We start from the raw sequence: 25,561 nt of genomic DNA, 5'->3' as shown, positions 1-25,561 counted from the left end.
TATGGCTGAACAACGTATTTACTCTATAAAGGACCTGAATCGTTATATCCGGATGAAACTGGAATCGGATCAGGTGCTGTCTGATGTATGGATACGCGGGGAAATTTCTAATTTTACGCATCATTCGAGTGGTCACATGTACTTTACGCTCAAGGATGAGGGGAGCCGCATACGTTCGATTATGTTTGCAACCCATAATCAGCGGCTTCCCTTCGTACCGAAAGAAGGTACGCGTGTTATTGCCCGGGGAAACGTATCTGTGTACGAACGAGATGGACAATATCAGTTTTATGCGACTCAAATGCAGCCTGATGGTATAGGAAGCCTTTATTTGGCTTACGAACAGCTCAAGCAAAAGCTGGATGCAGAGGGACTGTTTGATACTGCTCGTAAGCGTAATCTCCCTGCCCATCCGGCAACCATTGGCGTGATTACGTCACCGACCGGAGCGGCTGTGCGTGATATTATTACGACCCTTCAACGGCGATACCCGCAGGCTGGAATTGTGTTGTATCCTGTGCTTGTACAAGGAAAAGGTGCCGCACCCTCGATTGTCAAGGCAATTGAAGCTATGAATCATATGCAAGAGGTTCAGGTGATGATCGTCGGACGGGGAGGTGGCTCGTTGGAAGAACTGTGGGCGTTTAATGAGGAAGCGGTTGCGCGCGCCATTTACGCATCGGTCATTCCGGTTATTTCGGCAGTTGGACACGAAACAGATTTTACCATTGCCGATTTTGTGGCTGACTTGCGTGCAGCAACGCCAACCGCAGCAGCTGAGTTGGCTGTGCCTAATCAGGCAGAGCTACGGGATCAGCTGCTCCAGCGTGAGCAACGCCTGCGCAACGCCCTCCGGCAGCGGCTGGAAACCAGCCGTGAACGCTTGGTGAGGCTTCAGCGTTCACCAGTCCTGCTGCACCCACGCCGCTATATGCTACAGCATGCAGAGCGAATGGACATGCTGCATCAGCGGCTAATCCGCGCAGTGGGTAACCGTTCACGCTTAAACGCAGAAAAGAATGCACGTATGCGTCAGGTACTAGAGCGGTTTAATCCACGTGAACAAATTCGTTCGGCACGCAAGCAGGCGGATATGGCGCAACGTCAGCTGGAGTCTGCGATGCGTGCTATTACGAAAACGGGACGGCAGCAGTTGCACACGGGAATTCGTCAGCTGGATGCGCTGAGCCCACTCAAAGTCATGGCCCGAGGCTATAGCTTGGTATACGATGAGCAGGAGAAACGGCTGATTAAGTCGCTCAAAGACGTACAGCCGGGAGATTCCATCAAGATTAAAGTGAGTGATGGGCAGTTGGACTGCCAAGTATGGGGAATGAAGGAGGACGCGAAGCACGGTGGCGAATGAAACGGAATTGAATTTTGAAGCGGCTATGGCCGCTCTTGAAGAAATTGTCGGACAACTGGAGCATGGAGACGTTCCTCTGGAGCAAGCCATTGATTTGTTCCAGCGGGGGATGAAGCTGTCTCAGCTTTGCAGTCAAAAGCTGGAGCAGGTTGAACGCAAAATTGAAATGATCGTGGAAGAGGATGGAGATTTGCGCAAGAAGCCTTTTGGCGGCGGATTAGATGAAAACGGCGGTGAAGGGCTTGAATAGACCGTCGTTCAAGGAATATTTGACCGGAACGGCGGATGCGGTTTCGTCTGCACTGACCGAGCAGTTCCCGGCCGATTGGAACATTCCCGATGTTCTTCGAGAATCTATGAATTATTCACTCACCGCAGGCGGAAAACGGCTGCGGCCTCTGCTTGTGATCGCTGCTGCTGAAGCATTCGGTGGAAGCAGGGAAGCTGCGTTGCCAGTGGCATGTGCGGTAGAAATGGTACATACGTACTCTCTCATTCATGACGACTTGCCAGCCATGGATGATGATGATTATCGGCGAGGTAAGCTGACGAATCATAAGGTATACGGCGAGGCGGTTGCCGTCCTTACGGGTGATGCTTTGTTGACCCATGCCTTTTACAGCATTGTGCAAGCAGGACGACGTCACGGTGTTTCATCCGATTCGCTGTTGTCCATTGTTGAGGATTTGTCCGAAATGAGTGGCGCGCGGGGAATGGTAGGCGGACAGGTCGCCGATATGTCAGGCGAGCAAGGAATGACGGGGATCGAGGAACTGGAATATATCCATCTTCATAAAACTGCTGATTTGATTATTTTCTCGCTCTTGGCAGGTGGACGGATTGGTGGGGCGGACAAGAGTCAATTAGAGGCGCTTCGCCGCTTTGGACGAGACTTGGGGCTGGCTTTTCAGATACAGGACGATATACTGGACCTCATAGGCGATGAGAGCAAAATGGGTAAGAAAACGCAAAGTGATGTTGAGCAGGAGAAGGTTACCTATCCGTATTTCATTGGTATGGACGCATCTTTGCGGCAGGTGGAGGAACTCACCGCATCTGCTAAAAAAGTGATAACAGAGAGCGGTATTCCCGATTCTTCTCGTTTGCTGGAGATAGCGGATTACCTGATGAAGCGTGATCATTAGTTGCGTTAGAGCTGTTTTGACTTGTCTGCGTTTAAGCACAGTTAAAAAGTGTGATATAATACTTGTTAACTTTACACACAAACTTGAAGGAAAGCGGGGAGATATGCGTGCTGCTTCCACACATAAAGCAACCAGGCGATCTGAAATCACTGTCGGTTGAGGAGTTGGCTTCTCTAGCCGAGGAAATCAGGAGCTTTTTGATTGAGAAGCTGTCCGTGACTGGGGGGCATCTGGCATCGAATCTGGGAGTGGTTGAGCTCACGATCGCCCTGCATTATTGCTATAACAGTCCGAAGGACAAGATGATTTATGACGTTGGGCACCAAGCCTACGTACACAAAATATTGACAGGGCGAATGGACCGTTTTGATACACTTCGTCAGCGTGATGGACTTTGTGGTTTTGTAAAAAGAAGTGAGAGCGAGCATGATGTTTGGGAAGCCGGTCATAGCAGTACTTCTCTGTCGGCGGCAATAGGAATGGCCTTGGCTCGAGATTTGAAGGGCGAGGATAATAAAGTCATTGCAATGATCGGAGACGGAGCGTTGACTGGGGGGATGGCCTTCGAAGCGTTGAATCATATCGGTCATGAGCGCAAAAGTTTAATGGTTATTCTGAATGACAACGAAATGTCCATAGCACCTAATGTAGGGGCCATGCATAATTATTTGAGTAAAATCCGCTCGGACCGTCATTATTTGCGAGCAAAAGATGAGCTGGAAGTTTTGCTGAAAAAAATACCCGCGATCGGCGGTAAACTTGCCAAATCGGCTGGCCGTGTCAAGGACAGTCTTAAATATATGATGGTGCCTGGTGTACTGTTTGAGGAACTGGGACTTACGTATCTCGGTCCAGTGGACGGACATGATTTGCCGAAGCTAATCGAAACCTTCCAGCAGGCTGATAATGTCACTGGCCCTGTATTGGTGCATGTCGTAACCACCAAGGGCAAGGGCTATAAACCTGCGGAAGCAGATTCACACAAATGGCATGGAATCAGTCCCTACAAAATTGAATCGGGTCAGGTACTCAAAGCTGTAGGTAATCCGATGTATACGGAAATTTTCGGTCGAACGTTGATTGAGCTGGCTGAGCAGGATGAGCGCATCGTTGCGGTCACACCCGCTATGCCTGGCGGATCAGGATTGGTACCGTTTAGTAAAGAGTTTCCTAGCCGTATGATTGACGTCGGCATTGCTGAACAGCATGCAGCTACCATGTGTGCTGCGTTGGCAATGGAAGGGATGAAGCCGGTGTTTGCGGTGTATTCCACTTTTATGCAGCGTGCTTATGACCAGATTGTGCATGATATCTGTCGTCATAATGCGAACGTAATGTTCGCGATTGACCGTGCAGGTTTTGTTGGGGCTGACGGGGAAACTCATCATGGCGTGTTTGATGTGGCATTCTTGCGTCATATCCCGAATCTTGTGCTTATGATGCCAAAGGATGAGAACGAGCTACGCCATATGATGAAAACAGCGCTCGACTATGAAGATGGTCCAATTGCTTATCGTTACCCGCGTGTTAATGTGGTTGGCGTGCCGATGGATAAAGAATTACAGGCTATTCCCATCGGCAGTTGGGAGCTCCTGCGTAAAGGCGAGGGCTTTGCTGTAATCGCATCAGGACCGATGCTCCAGGTGGCGACAGAGGCTGCGGAGGCGATGAAACGGGAAGGTTTGCAAGTGGGCGTCGTGAATGCCCGTTTCCTGAAGCCTTTGGACGAGGATATGTTGCGTGAGCTGGCTCGTCAGCATACGAAGCTGATCATATTGGAAGAAGCTTCTGAAGCAGGAAGCTTGGGTAGCGCTGTACTGGAATTTTACGCTAAAGCCGAAATACAAGAGGCACAGGTGCGCCTAATGGGGATTCCCGATCTGTTCGTGGAGCATGGCTCCATCAAAGAGCAGCGTGCTGAAGTAGGTCTTACCATTGAAGATGTATGCTTAAAGCTGCGTAAATGGGCTGCTGAGCCGGCATATGGCATGGGACAATCCGTATAGGGTAACTTGAAGTGAAGACCATGACGTTTATAAAAAGTATGACAAAAGCAGCCTGGCTGCCTAAAGGGAGATTAACATGTCTGTTCCGAAGGAACGCATTGATGTATTACTTGTAGAACAAGGCTTTTTTGAAAGCCGTGAAAAAGCTAAAGCTGCGATTATGGCTGGGCTAGTGCTGGCGGACAGCGAACGGATCGAGAAGGCGGGGATGAAGGTACCACGCGCCAGCGAGCTTAAAGTTAAGGGTTCGGTGCATCCGTATGTAAGCCGTGGAGGATTGAAGCTGGAGAAGGCCATCCGGCAATTTGAGCTGGATATGAAGGGCAGGACAATGCTGGATATTGGCTCGTCCACTGGAGGTTTTACGGATTGTGCGCTTCAGCATGGAGCTGAATACGTATACGCCATTGATGTGGGTTATAATCAGCTGGATTGGTCCCTTCGTAATGATGAACGAGTATGCGTAATGGAGAAAACGAATTTCAGATATATGACACCCGCGGATTTGAATGGTTCCGTGCCGAATTTCGCTAGTATTGACGTTTCCTTTATTTCATTACGTATTATTTTGCCCCCGTTGCTTGCTTTGTTGCATCAACCTGCTGATATTGTAGCTCTAATCAAGCCGCAATTCGAAGCTGGACGCGAAAAGGTCGGAAAATCCGGTGTGGTCCGTGATCCTGCTACGCATAAAGAAGTGTTGCAGACCATTCTGATGTTTGCACATGAGCTTGGACTTACGCTGCAAGGTTTGGCTTATTCGCCTATTACAGGTGGAGAAGGCAATATTGAATTTTTAGCGCATTGGCGTTTGGATGGGCTTCCTGCTGCAGAATCGCAGCTGGAGAAGATGGATTTCAGACCACTGATTGAACGTACCGTTCAGGAAGCAGGTCAGACTTTTAATAATGGTCCATCGCGTAAGTAACATTCAGGGGTTCTCCATGAGTTCTGTGAACTTAAGGGAACCTCTTTTTGGTGTGAGGGATTGATTATAGAACTCACGTTCGCCTATAATGAGATGTACAAAGGAAAAGGGATTTTACATCTTGTCCTAGAATATGTCCATGAGGTGATCGGTCCATGGACACAAGATATGATACGGTTATCATCGCTGTGATCGGGGTGATATTAGGGATATGGGCTTTGTATAGCCTACGTGCCTGGTTGAAGGAGCCAGGGCCGCTTGTGCTAAAGACGATACCGATTAACGAGGACTTGGACGAAGGACCTGCCACAGACCTACTCGAAGAAGCAGGATATGAAGTAGTGGGCGGGAAGATGAAAATACCGCTTGCTTTTAAAGTGAATGGACATACCGTGTATAGCCGTTTGTTTATAGACTACGTGGCTGTACGAAACGGTTCGACATATATGGTCAAAACGTCACGCCGCAAGAAACCAATGGAGTGGAGTGGTCCTGATTTAAGGGACAGGCTCATGCCGTATTTATTGCTCTATCCGGGTTGCGCGGGTGTATTGTACGTTGATACGGACGAGCGAAGTATTCGCCTTATTACATTAGTGGAAGACCTCGAAGAAGAGGAATATGAAGGTTAATCCATAGGAGGATTATATGAAGGGTCAACGACATATTAAAATTAGGGAAATTATTTCACAACATGAGATTGAGACGCAGGATGATCTGGTTGAAGCATTGCGTAAGGCTGGTTTTCAGGTCACGCAGGCGACCGTATCGCGTGATATCAAGGAGTTGCTGCTCATCAAGGTTCCAATGGACGATGGCAGATATAAATATTCGATGCCTTCAGATCAACGTTACAATCCGGCCCAGAAACTGAAACGTACGTTGGTCGATAACTTTTTGCATATTGACTACACAACCAATCTGATTGTGATGAAATGCCTGCCGGGAACAGCCAACTCGATTGCTGCTTTATTGGACAATATTGAATGGTCCGAGATCATGGGGACGATTAGCGGGGATGATACTATTTTGATTATTTGCCGATCGGAAGAAAACAGCGAAGCTATCGTGAATCGTCTTATGGGCTACATTTCCTAATTATAATGGCTACGCATATTAGGCGTTTTAATTTGTACATCATAGAGGTGAAAGAACGATGCTGGTCACTTTGTCTATACGGAATTTGGCGGTTGTAGAGGCCGTCGATGTTCATTTTTATAAAGGGTTTCATGTGTTGAGCGGGGAAACAGGTGCTGGTAAATCCATTATTATCGATGCACTTGGGCTGATTGCAGGCGGTAGGGGCTCTGCTGATTTAGTGCGTTACGGTTGTGATAAAGCAGAGATGGAAGCCTTATTTGAACTGCCGGTAAAACATCCAGTTTGGAATACACTTGAGGAACAAGGGATTAAGGCTAATGCGGAGGAGCATTTGCTGATTCGTCGCGAACTTACGGTTCAAGGGAAAAGCTCTTCTCGAATTAATGGCCAGATGGTTAATTTAACGATGCTGCGTGAGGTAGGTGAGCAACTCGTCAATATCCACGGGCAACATGAGCATCAAAGCCTGCTACGTGCAGATCGTCATCTGGCGCTGCTGGATACGTTCGGTGATTCGGTCATCGGTCCGGTCAAAACGCTTTATCGGGAGCGTTACAATGCTTTTGTCAAAGCGGAAAAAGAAGTAAGAGAACTGCAAAGTTCCAGTCAAAAGGCTTATCAGCTTTTGGATATGTACCGATTTCAATTAGAAGAGATCGCTGCGGCGGAGTTGAAATTGGGAGAAGATGAATTATTGGCAGAGGAACGGGTCAAGCTATCCCATAGTGAGAAAATGATGGATGGGATATCAGGAGCATACGAACTGCTAAGCGGCAGAGGTGGACTGGATACGATCAATAACGTGTTGTCCAGATTAAACGATGTCCAAAGCTATGACAGCAAAAGCCTTCAGCCCATTGCGGAGCAGATTCAGTCTGCTTTTTACCAGTTGGAGGACGCAGCATTCCAATTACGTTCTTATCGTGAGGATATTGAATTTAATCCAGGCAAGCTGCATGAAGTGGAGCAACGTTTGAATCAAATTACCGGATTACAGCGAAAATATGGTGATAGTATAGAGCAGATTTTGGAATACTATAGCCGTATTGAGCAGGAAACCGATCTGCTGGAAAATAAAGATGAGCGGTTGGAGCAGCTCATTGCAAAACGGGACGAGCTGCTTTCCGATTTGCTTGAGATTTCGGAAGAGCTTACAGAAGCACGCGAAATTTGTGCTGAAGAGCTTGCAGAGCAAGTGGAGCAGGAGTTAAAAGACCTGCAGATGGAAAGAACGTCACTCAAGGTGCGCATTGATCCAATTGAAGATCCACGCGGATATGAGTATAAAGGTCTGAAGGTAAGACCTACCAAGCAGGGCATTGATAATGCGGAATTTCTTATATCCCCCAATCCAGGTGAGCCATTACGTCCACTTGGTAAGATCGCTTCAGGCGGTGAGCTATCACGTATCATGTTGGCGATGAAAAGTATTTTTGCGCGTCATGATCAAATTCCAGTACTCATTTTTGACGAGGTGGATACCGGGGTGAGTGGTCGTGCAGCTCAATCCATTGCCGAGAAGCTATATCGTTTATCTTCCGTTTGTCAGGTCTTTTCCATTACTCATTTGCCACAGGTGGCATGTATGGCAGATCATCAGTACCTTATTGAGAAAAATGTCCATGATGGACGGACCATGACTCAAATTGAGGGACTTACGGAGGATGGGCGTATCAAGGAATTGGCACGGATGCTGGGCGGCGTGGAAATTACCGAAAAAACTTTGCATCACGCACAGGAAATGCTGAATTTGGCGGAAGGAAAGAAAGCCTGAAAAGAGCGGCTGGCGTAATGTTTAACAGTTATAAAAGCCTGGGGGCAAGGTTACCTTATAGGTACGCAATTGGCGACCACCTTTACTCGTCAAGCGAAAGAAGCAAAGGGAGCGTGACAGCCATTGAATTTTTACTCCAGGATCAAATTGCTCGGTCTTTTGCTTGTTTTTCTTATGTGTTCTATCGGTAACGCTCAGCATGTGCAAGCTGCGCTGCCTCCACAAGCTTCTTTGGATTTGTTCGGCTCTAAAAGCATGAGGACAACCCAAGAAAGTGTAGTTCCCGATTTAAAAGTATACCCGGGGGGGCAGACGATTGGGGTCAAAGTAAAATCTTCAGGAGTGCTTGTCGTCGGTCACCATATCATTCAGGAAAGTAATGATCGTAAGGTGTCACCTGGTGAAACAGCGGGGATTCGCCTAGGGGATCGGATTACACACATGAACGGCAAACCACTCAATAGCCTGGCAAGGGTTGCTGAGGCAGTAGACGAAGCAGGTAAGAATAAAAAGCCGCTCGACATTACACTTTGTCGAGGAGAGCAGACGATTTCCACGAAGTTAACACCAGCATATGATCAAGATGATAAAGCGTGGCGGCTTGGGTTGTATATTAGAGACTCGGCTGCAGGTGTAGGTACATTAACGTTTTACGCACCGGACCAGGGTGTATACGGGGCATTAGGCCACGTAATTACCGATATGAATACCCAAACCCCTATTGTCGTGGGGAGCGGAGAGATTGTGCAGTCCAATGTGACGTCAATTGCGAAAAGCCAAAGTGGGGAACCAGGAGAAAAACGCGCTCATTTTCTCAAAGATCATCGGGTATTAGGAAATATTGAACGAAATACGAATTTCGGAATTTTTGGGAAAATGTCAGATGAGCCGCAATATGGATTGTATTCAACTCCTATTCCGGTGGCTCTTGCGAATGAAGTAAAGGAAGGACCTGCAGAAATTTTGACTGTACTGGAAGGTCAACAAATTCAGCGGTTTCAGGCGGAAATTGTACACATTTCTCAGCAGGACAAACCAGCAACCAAAGGACTTGTGATTCGCATTGTAGATCCAAAGCTGTTGGATAAGACCGGGGGAATCGTGCAAGGAATGAGCGGTAGTCCGATTATTCAAAATGGTAAGCTTATCGGGGCTGTGACACATGTATTTGTGAATGATCCTAAATCAGGTTACGGTTGTTTTATCGAATGGATGCTGCGCGATGCAGGAATCATGCAGAATAACGTAAGCTTGAAATCATCTTCTAATCTTAAGGCGAGCTAGTGGCCTTAAGATTTTTTTGTCGAAAAGCAGGGGAATAACTCATATTTGCAAGATAAAGAATCAATTATAATAGAAACTATAAAAAAAATAAATAAAAATAATTTTCGACAGAAGGAATTCATAATTCGATGTCGAAATCATATACTCCGACAAGAAATATTTATATACTGTAAACAGATATCACAATGGAATATCACTCAATGAGGAGGAAGTACATTGCAAAAAATTGAGGTATTGTTGGCTGATGACAACCGGGAATTTACGAATTTGCTTGCTGAATATATTTCCGATCAGGAGGATATGGAAGTTACAGGAATCGCCTATAACGGCGAAGAAGTGCTCCAACGCATCGCAGAATCCCGCAACATACCTGATGTACTTATTTTAGATATTATTATGCCTCATCTGGATGGTCTCGGTGTATTGGAGCGTTTAAGAGAAATGAACCTGACTCCACAGCCGAAAATCATTATGCTGACTGCATTCGGTCAAGAAAATATTACACAGAGGGCCGTACAGCTTGGGGCATCTTATTATATTTTGAAGCCGTTTGACATGGAAGTGCTGGCTAACCGTGTTCGCCAATTAGTGGGGCCGCAGTTAGTAAGCAGCAGTCCGGTGACCATTTCATCCATGCGGTCCAACGTTGTACCTATGGGTAAGACGAAAAACCTGGATGCCAGTATCACGGCCATCATACATGAAATTGGTGTACCAGCTCACATCAAGGGCTATCAATATTTACGCGAAGCCATTACGATGGTGTACAATAATATCGAAATTTTGGGAGCCATCACCAAAACATTATATCCGGCAATCGCCGAAAAGTTCAAAACGACGGCATCTCGCGTAGAACGCGCCATTCGTCATGCTATCGAGGTAGCATGGACCCGTGGAAATATCGACAGCATTTCACACCTGTTCGGTTACACCATTAATATCAGTAAGTCCAAACCAACCAATTCAGAGTTCATAGCGATGGTGGCAGATAAGCTGAGAATTGAGAACAAGGTGTCCTGAAAGGGTCAGAATGATTGAGAAAGCAAGGGATTTTTGTGGTTTTACGTTTATCAATGATAATTGCAGGGATGGCTACTAATTTCCAAAACTGCCGACCCGATCCGATAAACTTCTGAATAGTAGACAACTAATACCGCCTATTTATTGGTTCTTCCAAGAACCAGTAAAGGAGCGGTATTTTTTATGAACGATTTTGAATTTCAATTGGACAATTTAAAGTTTTCTTCAATTATCATCATTTTCATGCTATCAGTGGTCGTTCTATTAAGGTAGAAAGTTGTTAAAATACAAAATACTGAATGATATCGGTCTGCTATCCCGTAGTATTTATCCCTAATTGGAAGGTGGAAAGAAAATGAATTCAATAGAGTATAAAGAGTTTTTATAATAAGAGTGGAAAAATCAACGGCTGGAATTTCAGACATGTGAAATGTATCTCCGAAGGAGTAAAATGGGACTTCTACAATGAAGTAGCGAAGACATGCAAGAAGTCGGATATATTGCTTGATATCGGTACTGGCGGCGGGGAAGCAATTTTATCAATAGTAGATTCTGCATTACTTCTAGTTGGGATTGACCATTCCACCGGAATGATTGAAACAGCAACCAAGAATTCTGCTGAATCAGACATAGCAAATGTTCGTTTTCTCCAGATGGATGCTGAAAATCTAAATTTTCCTGAGAATTTCTTTAATGTAATCTCTTCTAGACATTCTTGTTTTTATGCAAAAGAAATAGCAAAGGTGTTAGTAAAGGGTGGTATGTTCCTGACACAGCAAGTAAGCGAAAACGACAAATTAAATATTAAAGAAGCGTTTGGAAGAGGACAGGCATGGGGTGCTAAGAAAAACTCGTTAAAAGCTAAATATATTACCGAATTAAGTGACGCGGGCTTTAAGGACATACAGTCATTTGAATTCAATGCAAACGAATATTATAAGACTCCTGCAGACTTAATATTCCTCTTGAAACACACTCCGATTATTTCTAACTTCGGAGAAAAAGAAATTGATTTTCAAATACTCCAACAATTTATTTTGGACAATCAAACCGAATTAGGAATAAGGACAAATTCAGAACGATTTATGGTGATTGCTAGGAAGTAAAACATAAAGGGATACCCGTTTTTGGGTATCCTTTTTTTTAAGTTTTATGGAATGAGTGAATAAAGATTTTCAGCATCGCCCTCGCTAAATGGCAGAACCATTGGGAATTATGAGACATAATACCCTTCACACTGTTTATAAAATAAACCTGAATCAGTTGCACTAACTTTCACAATGAAAAATTTTCCTTTAGTAAACAGTTCTGAAATTCTCTTTACATTTGATATAAACAATGTGTCGTTTCTTGTCGATATAGTATCTAATATAAAGAGAACTGAGGAGCGAATATATGAAATTTAACATCCGAACAAAATTGATATTGGGTTTTCTTGCGGTAATAATCCTGCTGATCGTAATTAGTACAGTATCTATCTCAAAAATGAAAAACCTAGGCGACACTTCGATGGAAATTGATAGCCATTGGATGCCTAGTGTGACCATCCTGGGAACACTAAATGGTGATGTATCTGATGTTGAACGGCTCTCATTAAATATTATTGTAGAACGTGACCCAGAGGAAATGGAGAAGGTTCAGGGTGAATATGATAAGGTTTTAAAAAAGGTTGAGGAAGGCCGAAAAACATACGAAAAATTAATTGCTACCCCTAAAGAACGCGAAATGTACGAAGAATTCTCCAAAAATTATACGGAGTATTTGGCTAAGTTGCCAGAAGTGATTGAAGCTGGGAAAGCTAATGATTACACTCAATCAAGCATCCTTCATCAGGAGTCCTATAAGTTGTGGTATAGTTCAAACGATATGATCAGTCAGCTCATTAAATTGAATGCAGATGGATCTAAACAGACTACGAAGGAAGCTGTTGACAACTTTATTTCAGGTAGACAATTGGTCATCGTTTTGAGTATAGCAGCCGTTATATTGGCATTGATCATGGCAATCATCATAGCTCAAATTATTTCTAAACCTATCTTGCGAATCAGTCGTGCCGCTGAAAGTATCGCATCGGGTGATCTTACAAGTGAAGCTATCATTGTGAAGGGCAAGGACGAGATCAGTACGTTGGCACATTCCTTCAATGTCATGGTTGAGAACCTTCGCCAACTGATTCAATCAGTGAGTAAAACGACTGAGTTGGTAACCACTTCCTCAGAAGAATTGACGGCCAGCGCAGAGCAAAATAGCCAAGCTTCTGCACAAATAACCGAAACGGTGCAAGAAGTAGCTACTGGAACAGGAGATCAGGTAGATATGGTGACGAAATCGTCCCAAGCTATTGAAGAAATGTCTATCGGTGTTGAGCAAATCGCCATCCGCGCGCAAAATGTATTCGCATCTGCGCAAGATGCGGCCCATAAATCGGCTGAAGGTAACCAGATGATTCAACAGGCAGTTACGCAGATGAATGCCGTAAATGATTCGATGAATGGATTGGCAGATCTCATGGCTGGATTGGGAGAGCGCTCAGACGAAATTGGCAAGATCATTGATGTTATCACCAATATTTCTAGTCAGACCAACCTTCTTGCCTTGAACGCTGCGATCGAAGCGGCCCGTGCAGGAGAACATGGTCGCGGATTTGCTGTAGTTGCAGGCGAAGTTCGCAAGTTGGCTGAACAATCGGCTCATTCTGCTCAACAAATTACGGAGCTTGTGGGATTGATTCAAAAGGATACTACCCATGCTATTGAAGCGGTAGCGTCCAACGGGAAGGATGTCATGACAGGTCGTGAAGTTGTACAAAATGCAGGCGCATCCTTTGAACTCATTCAGGAAACTGTAAATAAAGTGGCCAGTGAAATTGAAGAGGTTTCTGCCGGATCAGAACAAATGTCTGCAAGTACTGATGAGATTGTTGGTTTTGTCAGACAAATTTCAGCGATTGCTGAAGAAGCCGCAGCAGGGACACAACACGTATCTGCCGCAACTCAGGAACAGCTGGCATCTATGGAGGAAATTGCTTCTTCTGCAAGAAATCTGTCCCAAATGGCGGAAGACCTGCAAGGGCAAATTGGTAAATTCAAAGTATAATTCGTATACTGCTTTTTATGTTTCAGAGGAACTAGCTGCTCTATTGTGAGCGGCTTTTTTCTTTTTTTATTAATATATTGTGATTAAAGGGTGGAGATATGAGGAATCTGTAATTGGAAAGATATGATATAATGGTGGGAACTTCTTTGGGTTGGAGTGACATGATGGACAATAAGACTGAACTTAAAGCAAATGACCTACGTCAGTTAGCGATAGAAAAAATCATAGCTACACCATTTTTGAATGATTCTAAATATCTGAAAAGCAGAAAAGTTTTGAAAAAAGAAACCAAGGAATTTATATTTGAAATTAGTTTTGGTGCGACGAAATATGGTGCATTAAAAGTTTATATTATCGTAGAATCCAAAAGAATAAAAAAGAAGTATAATACTGGCGCTTGTTTTCACAGTGAGTTGATTGCTCTCACCAAGAAATATACGGAAAACAGGGATTACCTTGTGTCCACAGAAGCTGAAAGAGAACGGGTGATCCAAGAGATTATTGAAGATATTTACACTTTCGCGTTGCCCTTTTTCAAGCGATTTGAACATGTAGAAACACTAGCAGAACAAGTACATAAGTCAGGCTTTTTACCGCACCGCAAACGCTTTGATAAGTTTAATCCGTTGACGAAAAGATTCATTGATTTTTATTATCAAGGGGAGTAATGTAGCCATCTGGGCCATTTTTATTCTCACCATTGGGCTATGATAAGGAGAACGATCTTCATAGAGGGGATATTATCGTTTTTCAAAAGGATGATGTACAATTTGTAAAACGGGTCAATGTACTCCTCAGGAAAAGATGATTTACCTAATATGCTCAGTTTCTTGCTTAGAGACGAGTTGGAGTTGCACGGGAGGGTACGATTTTTATATGGAGACAATCGGATGAACAGCACAGAGGCTGTATACACGGGTATATTTCAATGAATAAAGCTATAGGCTAAGTCATCGCATTGAACGGGCTAGTGGTATTAACCCAATTGATTCTAAAGCAAAGGCGGGGATGAGAGTATGTGGGATAGTCTGACTTGGATATTCTTCGGCGTGTTGTTGGTGGCGTTGGGTTGGATTATTAAAGTAAGGCGTAGTCGCAGCAGCAACAAACAAGTGAATGAACAGCGGGACAGTAATGTCGTTGAATTTCGTCCTCGTAAGTCCGCTCGACAATCCCGCACCGGTAATGAATCTAAGTCTAAAGTGTCTTCCGGTCCACGCACGAATGCAAAAGCAGCAGGTATTCAGGCCCAAACTGGGTTTGGACTGTCTGACTCTATCCAGGGCACAGGCAAGCAAAAATGCTCCTTTTGTAAAAAAGAAGACAAATTAACCTTCTATGCGGATGACAATGGATCGCTGTATGGGGTATGCAAAGAGTGTAAGCATAAGGCGGAAAGACAGGATATGTTGCCACTTTAGTCTATACAGACGATTGATGACCATCATTAAAGAATTCTTTTATTTAATAAAAACTCCCAACCGATGTAGTAAATTGGTTAGGAGTTTTTTGTTTGGCTTTACATCGTTATCTAATTTGCCTGTCAATCAGTTCCTCGAGCGCATCTGCTATGTGATCGGGTCCATAGGAGAGATCTTCCCGGCTTAAACTCAACCAGGCATGACGCTCATCCATATCAAATGCAGTCTCAAGCCAACCAGATAACCCTCTTCCCCTGCGGTCTACTTCTACAAGCACATGCACACCCTCGGGTTCCAACTGCATAATCAGCTCTAGCTCCTCGATATCACGTGCATATTCTGATCCGGGCGTAAATTCAAATTCCTGTACGTACGGAACGCCGCGTCCCAGCTTAGGATGACGTTCGCAGGTGGAGGAGCGGAATCGGAAGCCCAGCAGGTTAACCGCCTCAAACACTGTATTCATATAGGGATGTGGCTCGATTTTGAGTGAATCACGATCGGTCGGGTCCAAAGCCATGCCAATATCTAATGCTGTTTCCAGCCAGACGGGCTGTTTGGCGTGAGTAACAGGAGTTTCCAACGGCAATCTGAAGGAAAAAGGAATTTCAAGCTCCTGTCCTTGTTCTAGATGAAAGCCGTCAGATACCTTAATCCGTGCAATGCAGCAGGTGCTGATAGTTTTTTTATCATCGTGCTCCACGATATATTCAGTCTTGAGCTCGATGTCAATTTTGCCGATTTCCTGATCAATTTTGCCGCCTTTGATGCGCATGATCCCACTAAGTTCTTCCCCAGGCACATATACGGCTTGATCCACCAGCGTATCGACTTTAGCTGAACCGATTCCTGCGCTTGCTAAGATTTTGTTGAAAAAACTCATTATTCCGTCCCCCCAGATAATCTCATGGTCATGATATACAAACGAAAACTAAAAACTTGTACAGCTTAACCGGATATACGGGGCAATGGTTCGATTCGTTCCAAAAAAATGCAAGAAAAAAGTCACTGGTACTCACGTAGCATATTGCAGCTTGTCGATCTATCTGTCCACTAATCGCAGTTCACTTTATGAGGAGGTATAAAGCAATTTCGACAACGAGGCTCATAAGCCTCAGAGTCGCCGATCATCACAATAGGTCCCACAGTGGAAGGTTTACCATTTACCATACGTTGCGTAAATACTGCTTCCGAGCTACCGCAGACAGCGCAAAAGGAAGTCAGCTTCTCGATGTCATCCGCCATGGCGAGCAGACCACCGACATAGCCGAACTCTTTGCCTCGATAATCCAGATTCAGCCCATCGGCAATTACATGCTTGCCGCAATAAGCTAGCTCTTGTACAAGCGACATAATATGACGACTGAAAAACTGGACTTCGTCAAAGGCAACCACGTCGGCATCTTTTGTTTCTTGCAAAATACGCTGAACGAGCTCATCTGTAAGTTTTCTTGGGATAGAGATAGCGGGCAGCCGATATCCGATCCGGCTTACTATTTCGTCCTCGGCATAGCGGTTATCTTCAGCGGGTTTGTAAGCTACCACTTTACGATGCCCGTATTGGATTAGTTTTTGACAGCGGCGAATCAATTCGCCGGATTTTTCACTGAACATGGGGCCTGTAATAATCGTAATTCGTCCTGTAGGCAAAGCGAATTCCCCTCTCTGTAACATGTACATAACACTGTAAATCTTCTTCTCCGAAAGAAAACGCCATTATAGATTACCATAACCAGCCGTATACAGACTAGAGAAAATATATTGATTTTCGACATGTTTTTGTATGTTCATTCCTAAAACGTAAATGTGGTCGTCATTGCTCTGCCGCCGCGGGCATGATATGGTGAAGCGTAGTGGAATGAAGGGAAGAGTGAAAGGCATGGACGAAAAAAATACGGATTATAGTGCCAAAAAAGGAGCATTACTGGAGCAAGGGCTGATCAGTCCGCAAGCTCTAGAACTCATCACTGAGCTGGAGACAGAGCTGAACTTTCTGCGCAAACAAAATGAATCATTTCGCAAGGCGCTGCGAGCCAAATCAGCACAAAGTCCAAGGATGTCTACCAAATTACGAGATGCGCTGTATGAATGATGTGGAAAGATATCTGGATTAAAGGGTTAGCTTTTTTGTAGCCTATGCCTAAACGCTATATTTTGTACAGTGAAATAAAGAGAGTACAATAAGCTATATATAATCAATTGTTAATGGAGGAGAAACATGACTATACATTGTGATGTCGCTATTTTGGGTGGAGGAACCGGGGGGTATGTAGCAGCCATTCGTGCCGCCCAGCTAGGCAAAGAAGTGGTTATCATCGAAAAGGACAAGCTTGGCGGAACCTGTCTGCACCGTGGTTGCATTCCGAGTAAGGCCTTGCTACGCAGTGCGGAAGTATATGCCACGATTAAAGAAAGTGCACAATACGGTATCGAGACATCGGGAGCACAGCTTGTATTTCCCAAGGTTCAGGAACGTAAGGAAGCCGTTGTGGAACAGCTGCATCAGGGCGTTCAATTTTTGATGCGTAAAAATAAAATTACGGTACTGAGCGGTAAGGGGCGCGTGATTGGTCCGTCTATATTTTCTCCAAAAAGCGGGGCAGTTGCCGTGGAACTAGAAGATGGTGAGATGGAAACGATTGTTCCTGCACATCTCATTATTGCAACAGGATCACGCCCGCGTGTGCTGTCCGGACTAGAGCCAGATGGCGAATTTATTCTGAGCAGTGACGAAGCGTTAACTATGGAGGAGCTGCCAGCATCCCTGATTATCGTGGGCGGTGGTGTTATTGGCGTGGAGTGGGCTTCCATGCTAAATGATTTTGGCGTGGAGGTTACGGTGGTTGAAGCTGCGAATCGACTTATTCCCACTGAAGACGAAGACGTTTCGCGTGAAATGCAGCGCTTGTTAACCAAGCGTGGTGTCAAGGTGCTGACGGGTTCACAAGTGCTGGCTAAAACATACGGCAAAGATGAGGAAGGTGTGCAGATTGACGTGCAAAAAGGGGAAGAAACCGAAACCCTCAGCGCTACCAAACTGCTCATTTCTGTAGGGCGTCAGGCAAATGTGGAAAATATCGGGCTGGAAAATACGGATATCCGCGTAGAGCGTGGCTTTATCTCAGTTAATGAACATTTGCAGACGAATGAACCACATATTTACGCCATTGGGGATTGCATCGGCGGCTTACAACTGGCGCATGCAGCGAGCCATGAAGGTTTGCAGGCGGTTCATCATCTGGCGGGCGAAGATTTTCACAGTGTACCTAACCATCTGATTCCGCGGTGTATTTATACACGTCCTGAAGCCGCAAGCGTCGGCTTAACGGAGCAAGAAGCCCGCGAGCGTGGACATCAGGTGAAGACAGGGAAGTTCCCTTTTCAAGCTATCGGAAAATCGCTAGTATACGGCAGTCGGGACGGCTTCGTCAAAGTAGTGGCCGACGAGAAGACCAATGATATTCTCGGTGTACATATGATCGGTACGCATGTGACGGACCTGATCAGCGAGGCGGCTCTTGCGCAACTGCTGGATGCTACGCCGTGGGAAGTCGGACAGCTTATTCATCCGCATCCGACGTTGTCGGAGATTTTGGGAGAAGCGATGCTGGCCGTTGATGGACAGGCGATTGGCATATAAACGTTTCAAATAAATCGGTGCTTTTCTTTTTGGGGAGAAAAGGATTATAATGGGGTTAGTCAGAGTTTAGTACCAGGTTTTAAGACAAGATGGTACTAGGTAATGGAAGTAGAATGTTTGACACTTAAGGAGGTGCCTCAATGAGTTCTAAAGGCGCTGTAGACGCTGGCTTCAGACATGAACAGCTGGGACTTACTCACGGACAAGTTATTGATATGTACAGATATATGTTGCTCGCAAGAAGATTTGACGAGCGCAACATGCTCCTGCAACGGGCAGGGAAAATTAATTTCCACGTTTCCGGCATTGGACAGGAGGCAGCACAAGTAGGTGCAGCTTTCGGCCTTGACCGGGAAAAGGACTATTTTCTTCCCTATTATCGGGATTATGGATTCGTGCTAGCGGTAGGAATGACGCCGCGCGAACTGATGCTGTCGGCATTTGCCAAGGCAGATGATCCCAATAGCGGTGGTCGCCAGATGCCAGGACATTTTGGTAGTAAACGGTTGCGTATTGTGACAGGCTCCAGCCCAGTAACGACACAGGTTCCGCATGCAGTAGGTGTAGCTTTGGCTGCCAAAATGCAGAAAAAGGATTTTGTATCGTTTGTTACGTTTGGAGAAGGCTCCAGCAATCAGGGAGATTTTCACGAAGGCTGTAACTTTGCTGGTGTACAGAAGCTGCCAGTCATCATTATGTGCGAGAACAATCAATATGCGATATCGGTTCCGATTCATAAACAGTTGGCAGGCAAGGTAAGCGACCGTGCTTTGGGATATGGATTTCCAGGGATTCGAGTCGATGGTAATGATGCATTGGCGGTATATGCGGCGGTGAAGGAAGCACGCGAACGTGCTGTCCGCGGTGAAGGTCCTACGCTGATCGAAGCCATGATGTACCGACTGTCTCCTCACTCCACCTCGGATAATGATCTGGCTTACCGGACCAAGGAGGAAGTGGATGAGAACTGGGCCAAGGATGGCGTAGCCCGTATGAAAAGCTACTTGATCGAATGCGGCATTTGGGATGAGGCCAAGGATGCGGATCTGTCGGCTGAGCTGCTGCTCGAAGTCAAGGAAGCGATTGAATATGCAGATAAAGCGCCTTTTCCAAAGCCCGAAGATACGCTGCTGCATGTGTATGCAGATAGCGATGGGGAGGGCCGATAACGATGGCGATTATGGAATATATTGATGCGATTCGTCTTGCCATGAAAGAAGAGATGGAGCAGGATGAAACGGTTTTTGTATTAGGTGAGGATGTCGGGGTGAAGGGCGGTGTCTTTACAACGACAAAGGGGCTTATGGACCAATTCGGTGAGCAACGTGTCATGGATACGCCATTGGCTGAGTCGGCTATTGCCGGGGTTGCGATTGGTGCGGCCATGTACGGAATGAAGCCGATTGCCGAAATGCAATATTCGGACTTTATGCTTCCGGCGACCAATCAGATTATTAGTGAGGCTGCTAAAATCCGCTACCGCTCTAACAACGATTGGAACTGTCCTGTGGTAATCCGCGCGCCAATCGGTGGTGGGATCTTTGGCGGTTTGTATCACTCTCAGTGTCCAGAATCGATCTTTTTTGGTACGCCGGGTTTGAAAATTGTTGCTCCATTTACCCCTTATGACGCAAAAGGATTGCTGAAAGCAGCCATTCGTGACCCTGATCCGGTGCTGTTTTTTGAAAATAAAAAATCCTACAAGCTGATCAAGGGTGAAGTGCCTGAGGATGATTATATCGTTCCGATTGGCAAGGCTAATCTATTACGTGAGGGTGACGATATTACGGTCATCGGTTATAGCCAGCCTTTGCATTTTGTCATGCAGGCTGCTGAGGAATTGGAGAAGGAAGAGGGCATTACCGCACATGTTGTGGATTTGCGCACACTCCAACCGCTGGACCGCGAAGCCATTGTTGAGGCTGCACGACATACAGGTAAGGTATTAATCGTGCATGAGGACAACAAAACGGGCGGCATCGGTGCCGAGGTATCGGCTATTATTAATGAGGAGTGTCTGTTCGAGCTGGATGCGCCGATTGAGCGTCTATGTGCTCCTGATGTACCAGCCATGCCGATCAGCCCACCGATGGAGAAGTTTTATATGTTAAACAAGGATAAGGTTAAGGAAGCCATGCGCCGTCTTGCAATGTATTAATATAGGGCAGATTGGACGAAAGCATTCCAAAAGTATAGCGGGGGTAGCGGTAAAACGCGCCCTCCTATGATGTTAAGGAGTTGAAAAAATGTCAGACCAAACACAATGGAACGACGTGATCATGCCACAATTGGCAGAATCGCTCGTATCGGCGACAATTGCCAAATGGCTCAAACAACCTGGTGAAACGGTAGAGCAATTCGAGCCGATTTGCGAGGTTATTACAGATAAAGTGAATGCAGAAATCCCATCCACATTGGACGGCATTATGGGTGATTTGTTGGCAGAGGAAGGTCAGACAGTAGCGGTAGGCGAGTTAATTTGCCGTATCCAGACGAAGTCGGCTGCACCTGCGGCGGTAACAGGGGCGACACCTGTTGCACCAGCATCTCAAAGTACCGTACAAACACAATCTCAGCAGAGTGCTGGATCGGATCAGTCCATGAGAGGACGTTTTTCCCCAGCGGTGCAAACCCTGGCTGCTGAGCATAATGTAGACTTAAGCCAAGTACCAGGCACGGGCATGGGGGGAAGAATTACCCGCAAAGACGTGCTGAATTATGTGCAGCAGGGCGGTTCTGCTCCTACTGGAGTATCTGGACAGCCGACTGCGACGACATCAGGACAAGGCTCTCCTTTTGCAGGAAGACAGCAGTCTGCCACTCAGCAAGGTACACCGATTCAAAATATGGACCCTGCTATTCCGGTTCGTAACAGTGGGATTCATTTGACGGAGGCTCCAAAAGCTCCTGTGATCGAAGTTGAAGGTGGCAACAACAACAGATCCGAGTATTTTATTGATGTTACACCCATTCGCAGTGCAATTGCTCGTAATATGCGACAAAGCGTTTCCGAAATTCCACATGCTTGGACGACGATTGAGGTGGATGTGACCAACCTGGTGATGCTCCGCAACAAGATCAAAAACGAATTTAAGCAAAAAGAAGGCATTAATATTACGTATCTAGCTTTCCTCATGAAAGCAGTCGTGAATGCAATCAAGGAATATCCGATTATGAATTCGGTCTGGGCAGTGGACAAAATTATCGTCAAAAGAGACATCAATATTTCGCTAGCCGTAGGTACGGAGGACTCCGTTCTTACCCCTGTTATTAAAAAAGCGGATCAGAAAAATATTGCTGGATTAGCTCGTGAAATTGACGATTTGGCACGTAAAACCCGGGAAGGCACGCTCAAACTGGACGACATGCAAGGCGGAACGTTCACTGTAAACAACACAGGCTCCTTTGGTTCAATTTTATCTTATCCGGTGATTAATTATCCGCAGGCTGCAATTCTTACCTTTGAATCCATTGTCAAAAGACCCGTGGTTATTGATGATATGATTGCGGTTCGCTCGATGGCTAATTTGTGCTTGTCGCTGGATCATCGCATTTTGGACGGAGTGATTTGCGGACGATTCTTGCAACGGGTTAAAGAAAATCTAGAAGGCTACACTTTAGATACGAAGCTGTACTAATCATCCGAACAGTGGGGGAAATGTACGGAGAGGAAGTGACAGGCCGTGAACAGACGACCGCTTGATGTAACCTATACGAATAGGATGGAATATGCCCATGCATGGGATGTCCAGAAGGAGATTGTGGGAAAGCTGGATGCGGGAGAGGCAAGAGAAACGCTTATGCTTCTCCAGCATCCGCCGACCTATACGATTGGTTCTCAGCGGCATCCTGAACATTTGCTCCTCACACCAGAGCAACTGAAGGAGCAGGGAATCAGCGTCTTTCAGATTGACCGTGGGGGAGACATTACATATCATGGGCCGGGGCAGCTTGTCGGATATCCTCTCCTTATGCTCGGCAACCGGGAGGCGCTGAATCTGCACGGATACCTTCGAAGTCTGGAAGAAGTGATCATCCGGTTGTTGGCATCTTATGGAGTTGAGGGAAGCCGTAAGCCTGAATATACAGGGGTATGGATCGGGAATCTTAAAATTGCGGCCATTGGCGTCAAATTCAACAAGTGTAAGCACCGTCGGGGCTTCGTAACCAGCCATGGCTTTGCCTTTAACATCAAATCAGGGATACAGCATGAGGGCTTTGAGGGCATTGTCCCGTGCGGAATTCAGGAATACGGTGTGACATCATTGGAGGACTGCATACAGAAGCCTATATCGGTGGAGCAGATTGCGAAGGAAATTGTACCGTACTTTGAACAGCAATTTTCATTTGTTGCGCAATGGCAAACGCATTCTTTCCAATAAAGTAAGGCGGGCTATTGTGTATCTACACGGAAGCCCGCCTGTTTGCTTTACGTAACAGCTCGTCCACTTCAAGGCTTCAATAGTGCCTTAGAGCAGCTGGATACCTTGAGTGGGATTTTATTATAGTGGCATAATAAACGGCTCAATTACCATGAACAGCGTAGAACCAATCATAGCTGCGAGCATAATGTAGACGAAAAAACGAACCCATTTTTTGTTCGACATGTGTAACTCCTTTAGGATAGGTTTAAGTCATAGATAAGAACATCTATCCGTATTGTAGCGTAATCGGGAAAGAGAGGAAAGTTTAATGACAGTAAAAGTAGTAAAAGACCGAATCGTACAGGAATTTATGGAACTTGTACAGGTGGATAGCGAAACGAAAAATGAGCAGGAAATATCACGTGTTCTAAAAGAAAAGTTTAATGCACTCGGGCTGGAAGTAATGGAAGACGATTCTCGTGAAAGAACCGGACATGGTTCAGGCAATCTGATCGTCACCTGGAAAGCGGAAGGTGTGGAGCAAGCACCCAAATTGTTTTTTACCTGCCACATGGATACCGTTACTCCGGGTAAAGGCATTAAGCCACAGTTGGGTGAGGATGGCTGGATTCGTAGTGACGGTTCAACGATTCTGGGGTCTGACGACAAGGCGGGAATTGCTGCTTTGTTCGAGGCGATTCGTGTCGTGCGCGAACAGAATATTCCCCATGGTCAAATCCAGTTCGTGATTACGGCTGGTGAGGAATCTGGTTTGATGGGTGCACGGGCGATGAAGCCGGAAGTGCTAGATTCTGATTTCGGATATGCTTTGGATTCAAATGGTGAGGTCGGCTCTATTTGTATAGCTGCCCCAACGCAGGCACGTATTGAAATGAAGATAACTGGGAAGTCCGCTCATGCGGGGGTAAATCCCGAAGATGGCATTAGTGCCATTCAGGTCGCTTCTAAAGCAATTTCTAAAATGAAACTAGGACGGATTGATAAGGAAACGACCGCTAACATTGGCAGTTTCGAGGGCGGCGGCGCGACAAATGTGGTATGCGATTTTGTATTGATCCGTGCAGAGGCTCGTAGTATTGTGCAAGAAAAGGTTAATCATCAAATCCAGCATATGCGTGAAGCACTGGAAACTACCACACGTGAATTTGGTGCACAGGGAGAGTTCCGCAGTGAAGTCATCTATCCGGCATTCAGCTTTACGGAGCATGATGAAGTTGTACAGGTTGCTCAGCGTGCGATTCAAAGACTGGGACTGGCAACGCCAACCTTCCATTCCGGTGGTGGCTCAGATGCTAATGTATTCAACGGGCTTGGAATTCCAACGGTGAATTTGGCTGTGGGCTACCAGAACATCCATACAACAGAGGAAAAGATTAAGGCCGATGACCTGGTGAAGGTTGCTGAAGTTGTCGTAGCTCTGATTCAAGAAACCACAAAATAAATTTGTATTATACACTTGCAACATACTGAAAAAAGGTTCAGGTTAAAGACAGGAACAGCGTTCCTTCGTCTTTAGACCTGAACCTTTTTTGGAACAGCTAGCGAAGCGATGGTGGCTGTAGGTCCATGTTCCTTTTGCCATTGACGCAAGAGTGCTTGAATCTGCCAGGCTTTACCAACGATATGGAGGGTGCTTTCAGTACGGTAGCTTTTCATTTCTGCATCTCCTCAGGACAGGAAGTTTGTTATTCTACCACCAGCATATGTACAAAGTGGACAAGTTAGACTAACTTTGGTGATAATTAATAAAGAAAGATAGATATGAAGGAGGAAACTTACCGATGAACGAGCAAACGAACGGACAATTGAACAATCCAACAAACGATGCACATCGCAAGCCTTATTCCAATCCTGCGCTGGAGGAAAAGACCGTGTCCACACAGCCTATCTTTGAGGGAAAGGTCATTACATTACAGGTAGACACGGTAGAGCTTCCCGACGGCTCCACTGGCAAGCGTGAGATCGTAAAGCATCCAGGTGCGGTGGCTGTTTTGGCACTACATGAAGGGAAAATGCTGGTCGTGGACCAGTACAGACAGGCGATGGGGCGCTGTGAGGTAGAAATTCCTGCAGGTAAGCTAGAGCGGGGTGAAGACCCGATGGAAGCAGCGGGGCGTGAGCTGAGAGAAGAGACAGGTTATACTGCTAAGTCGTTGAAGCTGCTGCACTCCTTTTACACCTCTCCTGGCTTTGCGGATGAAATCATTCATCTGTATGTGGCCGAAGAACTGGAGTTAGGTGAGATGGAACCGGATGAGGATGAATTTCTGGAGCTGTTTGAGGTGACGCTGGAAGAAGCACAGACGCTGATTCGTGAAGGACGGATTAGTGATGCTAAAACGATTCTGGCCGTCTATGCATGGCAACTCCGCCAACTTACAGGGAGCTTCTGAGC

The 25,561-nt window shown here is 45.8% G+C and carries 25 protein-coding genes and 1 pseudogene; 22 read left to right on the top strand and 4 right to left on the bottom strand.

Going from position 1 to position 25,561, the window contains the following annotated elements:
* Position 1: 1 nt before the first annotated feature.
* From xseA to MHI21_RS15475, 14 genes and pseudogenes are all read left to right on the top strand, one after another.
* Positions 2-1,366, top strand: a complete 1,365-nt coding sequence (gene xseA / locus MHI21_RS15540) for an exodeoxyribonuclease VII large subunit (protein ID WP_342418475.1) — start codon at positions 2-4, stop codon at positions 1,364-1,366.
* The gene (gene xseB / locus MHI21_RS15535; protein ID WP_013310814.1) at positions 1,356-1,616 is read left to right on the top strand and encodes an exodeoxyribonuclease VII small subunit; all 261 of its coding nucleotides are present in this window, start codon (positions 1,356-1,358) and stop codon (positions 1,614-1,616) included. Before xseA ends, xseB begins: the two co-directional genes overlap by 11 nt.
* Entirely contained in the window at positions 1,588-2,511 is a 924-nt protein-coding gene (locus MHI21_RS15530; RefSeq protein ID WP_342418474.1) for a polyprenyl synthetase family protein, read from the top strand. Before xseB ends, MHI21_RS15530 begins: the two co-directional genes overlap by 29 nt.
* Positions 2,512-2,618: 107 nt before the next feature.
* The gene (gene dxs, locus MHI21_RS15525; protein WP_342418473.1) at positions 2,619-4,517 is read left to right on the top strand and encodes a 1-deoxy-D-xylulose-5-phosphate synthase; all 1,899 of its coding nucleotides are present in this window, start codon (positions 2,619-2,621) and stop codon (positions 4,515-4,517) included.
* A 76-nt stretch (positions 4,518-4,593) separates the two neighbouring features.
* A complete protein-coding gene (locus MHI21_RS15520; RefSeq protein ID WP_023989243.1) occupies positions 4,594-5,445 on the top strand; it encodes a TlyA family RNA methyltransferase in 852 nt (283 codons plus the stop codon).
* 155 nt (positions 5,446-5,600) lie between these two features.
* Positions 5,601-6,077 (top strand): hypothetical protein, encoded by a 477-nt coding sequence (locus MHI21_RS15515; protein ID WP_341163799.1) that lies wholly within the window; start codon positions 5,601-5,603, stop codon positions 6,075-6,077.
* Positions 6,078-6,093: 16 nt separating this feature from the next.
* Entirely contained in the window at positions 6,094-6,543 is a 450-nt protein-coding gene (gene argR / locus MHI21_RS15510; protein ID WP_013310809.1) for a transcriptional regulator ArgR, read from the top strand.
* A 58-nt stretch (positions 6,544-6,601) separates the two neighbouring features.
* A complete protein-coding gene (gene recN, locus MHI21_RS15505) occupies positions 6,602-8,320 on the top strand; it encodes a DNA repair protein RecN (protein ID WP_342418472.1) in 1,719 nt (572 codons plus the stop codon).
* A 123-nt stretch (positions 8,321-8,443) separates the two neighbouring features.
* Positions 8,444-9,604: a SpoIVB peptidase gene (gene spoIVB, locus MHI21_RS15500; RefSeq protein WP_039270958.1), complete on the top strand. Its 1,161-nt coding sequence runs from the start codon at positions 8,444-8,446 to the stop codon at positions 9,602-9,604.
* Positions 9,605-9,820: 216 nt separating this feature from the next.
* Positions 9,821-10,624, top strand: a complete 804-nt coding sequence (gene spo0A, locus MHI21_RS15495) for a sporulation transcription factor Spo0A (RefSeq protein ID WP_023989239.1) — start codon at positions 9,821-9,823, stop codon at positions 10,622-10,624.
* Positions 10,625-10,979: 355 nt separating this feature from the next.
* Positions 10,980-11,730 (top strand): annotated as a pseudogene (locus tag MHI21_RS15490) (class I SAM-dependent methyltransferase).
* A 289-nt stretch (positions 11,731-12,019) separates the two neighbouring features.
* A complete protein-coding gene (locus MHI21_RS15485) occupies positions 12,020-13,720 on the top strand; it encodes a methyl-accepting chemotaxis protein (protein ID WP_342418471.1) in 1,701 nt (566 codons plus the stop codon).
* A 113-nt stretch (positions 13,721-13,833) separates the two neighbouring features.
* Complete coding sequence (locus MHI21_RS15480; protein ID WP_245248875.1) at positions 13,834-14,388, top strand: hypothetical protein; 555 nt, start codon at positions 13,834-13,836, stop codon at positions 14,386-14,388.
* 348 nt (positions 14,389-14,736) lie between these two features.
* A complete protein-coding gene (locus MHI21_RS15475) occupies positions 14,737-15,141 on the top strand; it encodes a hypothetical protein (RefSeq protein ID WP_209947335.1) in 405 nt (134 codons plus the stop codon).
* Positions 15,142-15,247: 106 nt separating this feature from the next.
* Here the strand turns inward: MHI21_RS15475 and MHI21_RS15470 are convergent, their stop codons facing one another.
* Together MHI21_RS15470 and MHI21_RS15465 are read right to left on the bottom strand one after the other, a co-directional pair.
* Entirely contained in the window at positions 15,248-16,024 is a 777-nt protein-coding gene (locus tag MHI21_RS15470) for a sporulation protein (protein WP_209947337.1), read from the bottom strand.
* A 170-nt stretch (positions 16,025-16,194) separates the two neighbouring features.
* Positions 16,195-16,791 (bottom strand): thymidine kinase, encoded by a 597-nt coding sequence (locus MHI21_RS15465; protein WP_023989232.1) that lies wholly within the window; start codon positions 16,789-16,791, stop codon positions 16,195-16,197.
* A 208-nt stretch (positions 16,792-16,999) separates the two neighbouring features.
* On the opposite strand from MHI21_RS15465, the gene MHI21_RS15460 reads away from it, so the two are divergent.
* The 6 genes from MHI21_RS15460 to lipB all read left to right on the top strand — a co-directional run bounded on the left by MHI21_RS15460 (position 17,000) and on the right by lipB (position 23,163).
* Positions 17,000-17,233 (top strand): hypothetical protein, encoded by a 234-nt coding sequence (locus MHI21_RS15460; protein WP_013310799.1) that lies wholly within the window; start codon positions 17,000-17,002, stop codon positions 17,231-17,233.
* Between the two features lie 126 nt (positions 17,234-17,359).
* Positions 17,360-18,781: a dihydrolipoyl dehydrogenase gene (gene lpdA, locus MHI21_RS15455; protein ID WP_209947339.1), complete on the top strand. Its 1,422-nt coding sequence runs from the start codon at positions 17,360-17,362 to the stop codon at positions 18,779-18,781.
* 140 nt (positions 18,782-18,921) lie between these two features.
* Complete coding sequence (locus MHI21_RS15450) at positions 18,922-19,950, top strand: thiamine pyrophosphate-dependent dehydrogenase E1 component subunit alpha (RefSeq protein ID WP_025723034.1); 1,029 nt, start codon at positions 18,922-18,924, stop codon at positions 19,948-19,950.
* Between the two features lie 2 nt (positions 19,951-19,952).
* The gene (locus MHI21_RS15445; protein ID WP_039270974.1) at positions 19,953-20,939 is read left to right on the top strand and encodes an alpha-ketoacid dehydrogenase subunit beta; all 987 of its coding nucleotides are present in this window, start codon (positions 19,953-19,955) and stop codon (positions 20,937-20,939) included.
* 88 nt (positions 20,940-21,027) lie between these two features.
* Positions 21,028-22,419: a dihydrolipoamide acetyltransferase family protein gene (locus MHI21_RS15440; protein ID WP_209947341.1), complete on the top strand. Its 1,392-nt coding sequence runs from the start codon at positions 21,028-21,030 to the stop codon at positions 22,417-22,419.
* 45 nt (positions 22,420-22,464) lie between these two features.
* Positions 22,465-23,163, top strand: a complete 699-nt coding sequence (gene lipB, locus MHI21_RS15435; protein WP_039270978.1) for a lipoyl(octanoyl) transferase LipB — start codon at positions 22,465-22,467, stop codon at positions 23,161-23,163.
* Between the two features lie 120 nt (positions 23,164-23,283).
* Here the strand turns inward: lipB and prli42 are convergent, their stop codons facing one another.
* Positions 23,284-23,388 carry a stressosome-associated protein Prli42 gene (gene prli42 / locus MHI21_RS15430; RefSeq protein WP_023989226.1) on the bottom strand — a complete coding sequence of 35 codons (105 nt, stop codon included), beginning with the start codon at positions 23,386-23,388 and terminating at the stop codon, positions 23,284-23,286.
* Between the two features lie 85 nt (positions 23,389-23,473).
* Here prli42 and MHI21_RS15425 point away from each other — a divergent pair, with 85 nt between their 5' ends.
* Complete coding sequence (locus MHI21_RS15425; protein WP_039270980.1) at positions 23,474-24,607, top strand: tripeptidase T; 1,134 nt, start codon at positions 23,474-23,476, stop codon at positions 24,605-24,607.
* A 71-nt stretch (positions 24,608-24,678) separates the two neighbouring features.
* Here the strand turns inward: MHI21_RS15425 and mciZ are convergent, their stop codons facing one another.
* A complete protein-coding gene (mciZ, locus tag MHI21_RS15420; protein ID WP_076159536.1) occupies positions 24,679-24,822 on the bottom strand; it encodes a Z-ring formation inhibitor MciZ in 144 nt (47 codons plus the stop codon).
* Positions 24,823-24,947: 125 nt separating this feature from the next.
* On the opposite strand from mciZ, the gene MHI21_RS15415 reads away from it, so the two are divergent.
* On the top strand, positions 24,948-25,559 hold the full coding sequence (locus tag MHI21_RS15415; protein ID WP_061829249.1) for an NUDIX hydrolase: 612 nt from the start codon (positions 24,948-24,950) through the stop codon (positions 25,557-25,559).
* Positions 25,560-25,561 lie beyond the last annotated feature (2 nt).

Source organism: Paenibacillus sp. FSL H8-0168 (genome assembly GCF_038592955.1).
Classification (GTDB): domain Bacteria; phylum Bacillota; class Bacilli; order Paenibacillales; family Paenibacillaceae; genus Paenibacillus; species Paenibacillus polymyxa_B.
This window is presented reverse-complemented; position numbering and strand designations above follow the sequence as displayed.

Coding starts and splice junctions, on each gene's coding strand:
- xseA (WP_342418475.1), top strand. CDS start 2: ATGGCTGAACAACGTATTTACTCTATAAAGGACCTGAATCGTTATATC.
- MHI21_RS15530 (WP_342418474.1), top strand. CDS start 1,588: ATGAAAACGGCGGTGAAGGGCTTGAATAGACCGTCGTTCAAGGAATAT.
- MHI21_RS15520 (WP_023989243.1), top strand. CDS start 4,594: ATGTCTGTTCCGAAGGAACGCATTGATGTATTACTTGTAGAACAAGGC.
- MHI21_RS15515 (WP_341163799.1), top strand. CDS start 5,601: ATGGACACAAGATATGATACGGTTATCATCGCTGTGATCGGGGTGATA.
- argR (WP_013310809.1), top strand. CDS start 6,094: ATGAAGGGTCAACGACATATTAAAATTAGGGAAATTATTTCACAACAT.
- recN (WP_342418472.1), top strand. CDS start 6,602: ATGCTGGTCACTTTGTCTATACGGAATTTGGCGGTTGTAGAGGCCGTC.
- MHI21_RS15485 (WP_342418471.1), top strand. CDS start 12,020: ATGAAATTTAACATCCGAACAAAATTGATATTGGGTTTTCTTGCGGTA.
- MHI21_RS15475 (WP_209947335.1), top strand. CDS start 14,737: ATGTGGGATAGTCTGACTTGGATATTCTTCGGCGTGTTGTTGGTGGCG.
- MHI21_RS15470 (WP_209947337.1), bottom strand. CDS start 16,024: ATGAGTTTTTTCAACAAAATCTTAGCAAGCGCAGGAATCGGTTCAGCT.
- MHI21_RS15460 (WP_013310799.1), top strand. CDS start 17,000: ATGAAGGGAAGAGTGAAAGGCATGGACGAAAAAAATACGGATTATAGT.
- lpdA (WP_209947339.1), top strand. CDS start 17,360: ATGACTATACATTGTGATGTCGCTATTTTGGGTGGAGGAACCGGGGGG.
- MHI21_RS15450 (WP_025723034.1), top strand. CDS start 18,922: ATGAGTTCTAAAGGCGCTGTAGACGCTGGCTTCAGACATGAACAGCTG.
- MHI21_RS15445 (WP_039270974.1), top strand. CDS start 19,953: ATGGCGATTATGGAATATATTGATGCGATTCGTCTTGCCATGAAAGAA.
- MHI21_RS15440 (WP_209947341.1), top strand. CDS start 21,028: ATGTCAGACCAAACACAATGGAACGACGTGATCATGCCACAATTGGCA.
- prli42 (WP_023989226.1), bottom strand. CDS start 23,388: ATGTCGAACAAAAAATGGGTTCGTTTTTTCGTCTACATTATGCTCGCA.
- MHI21_RS15425 (WP_039270980.1), top strand. CDS start 23,474: ATGACAGTAAAAGTAGTAAAAGACCGAATCGTACAGGAATTTATGGAA.
- mciZ (WP_076159536.1), bottom strand. CDS start 24,822: ATGAAAAGCTACCGTACTGAAAGCACCCTCCATATCGTTGGTAAAGCC.
- MHI21_RS15415 (WP_061829249.1), top strand. CDS start 24,948: ATGAACGAGCAAACGAACGGACAATTGAACAATCCAACAAACGATGCA.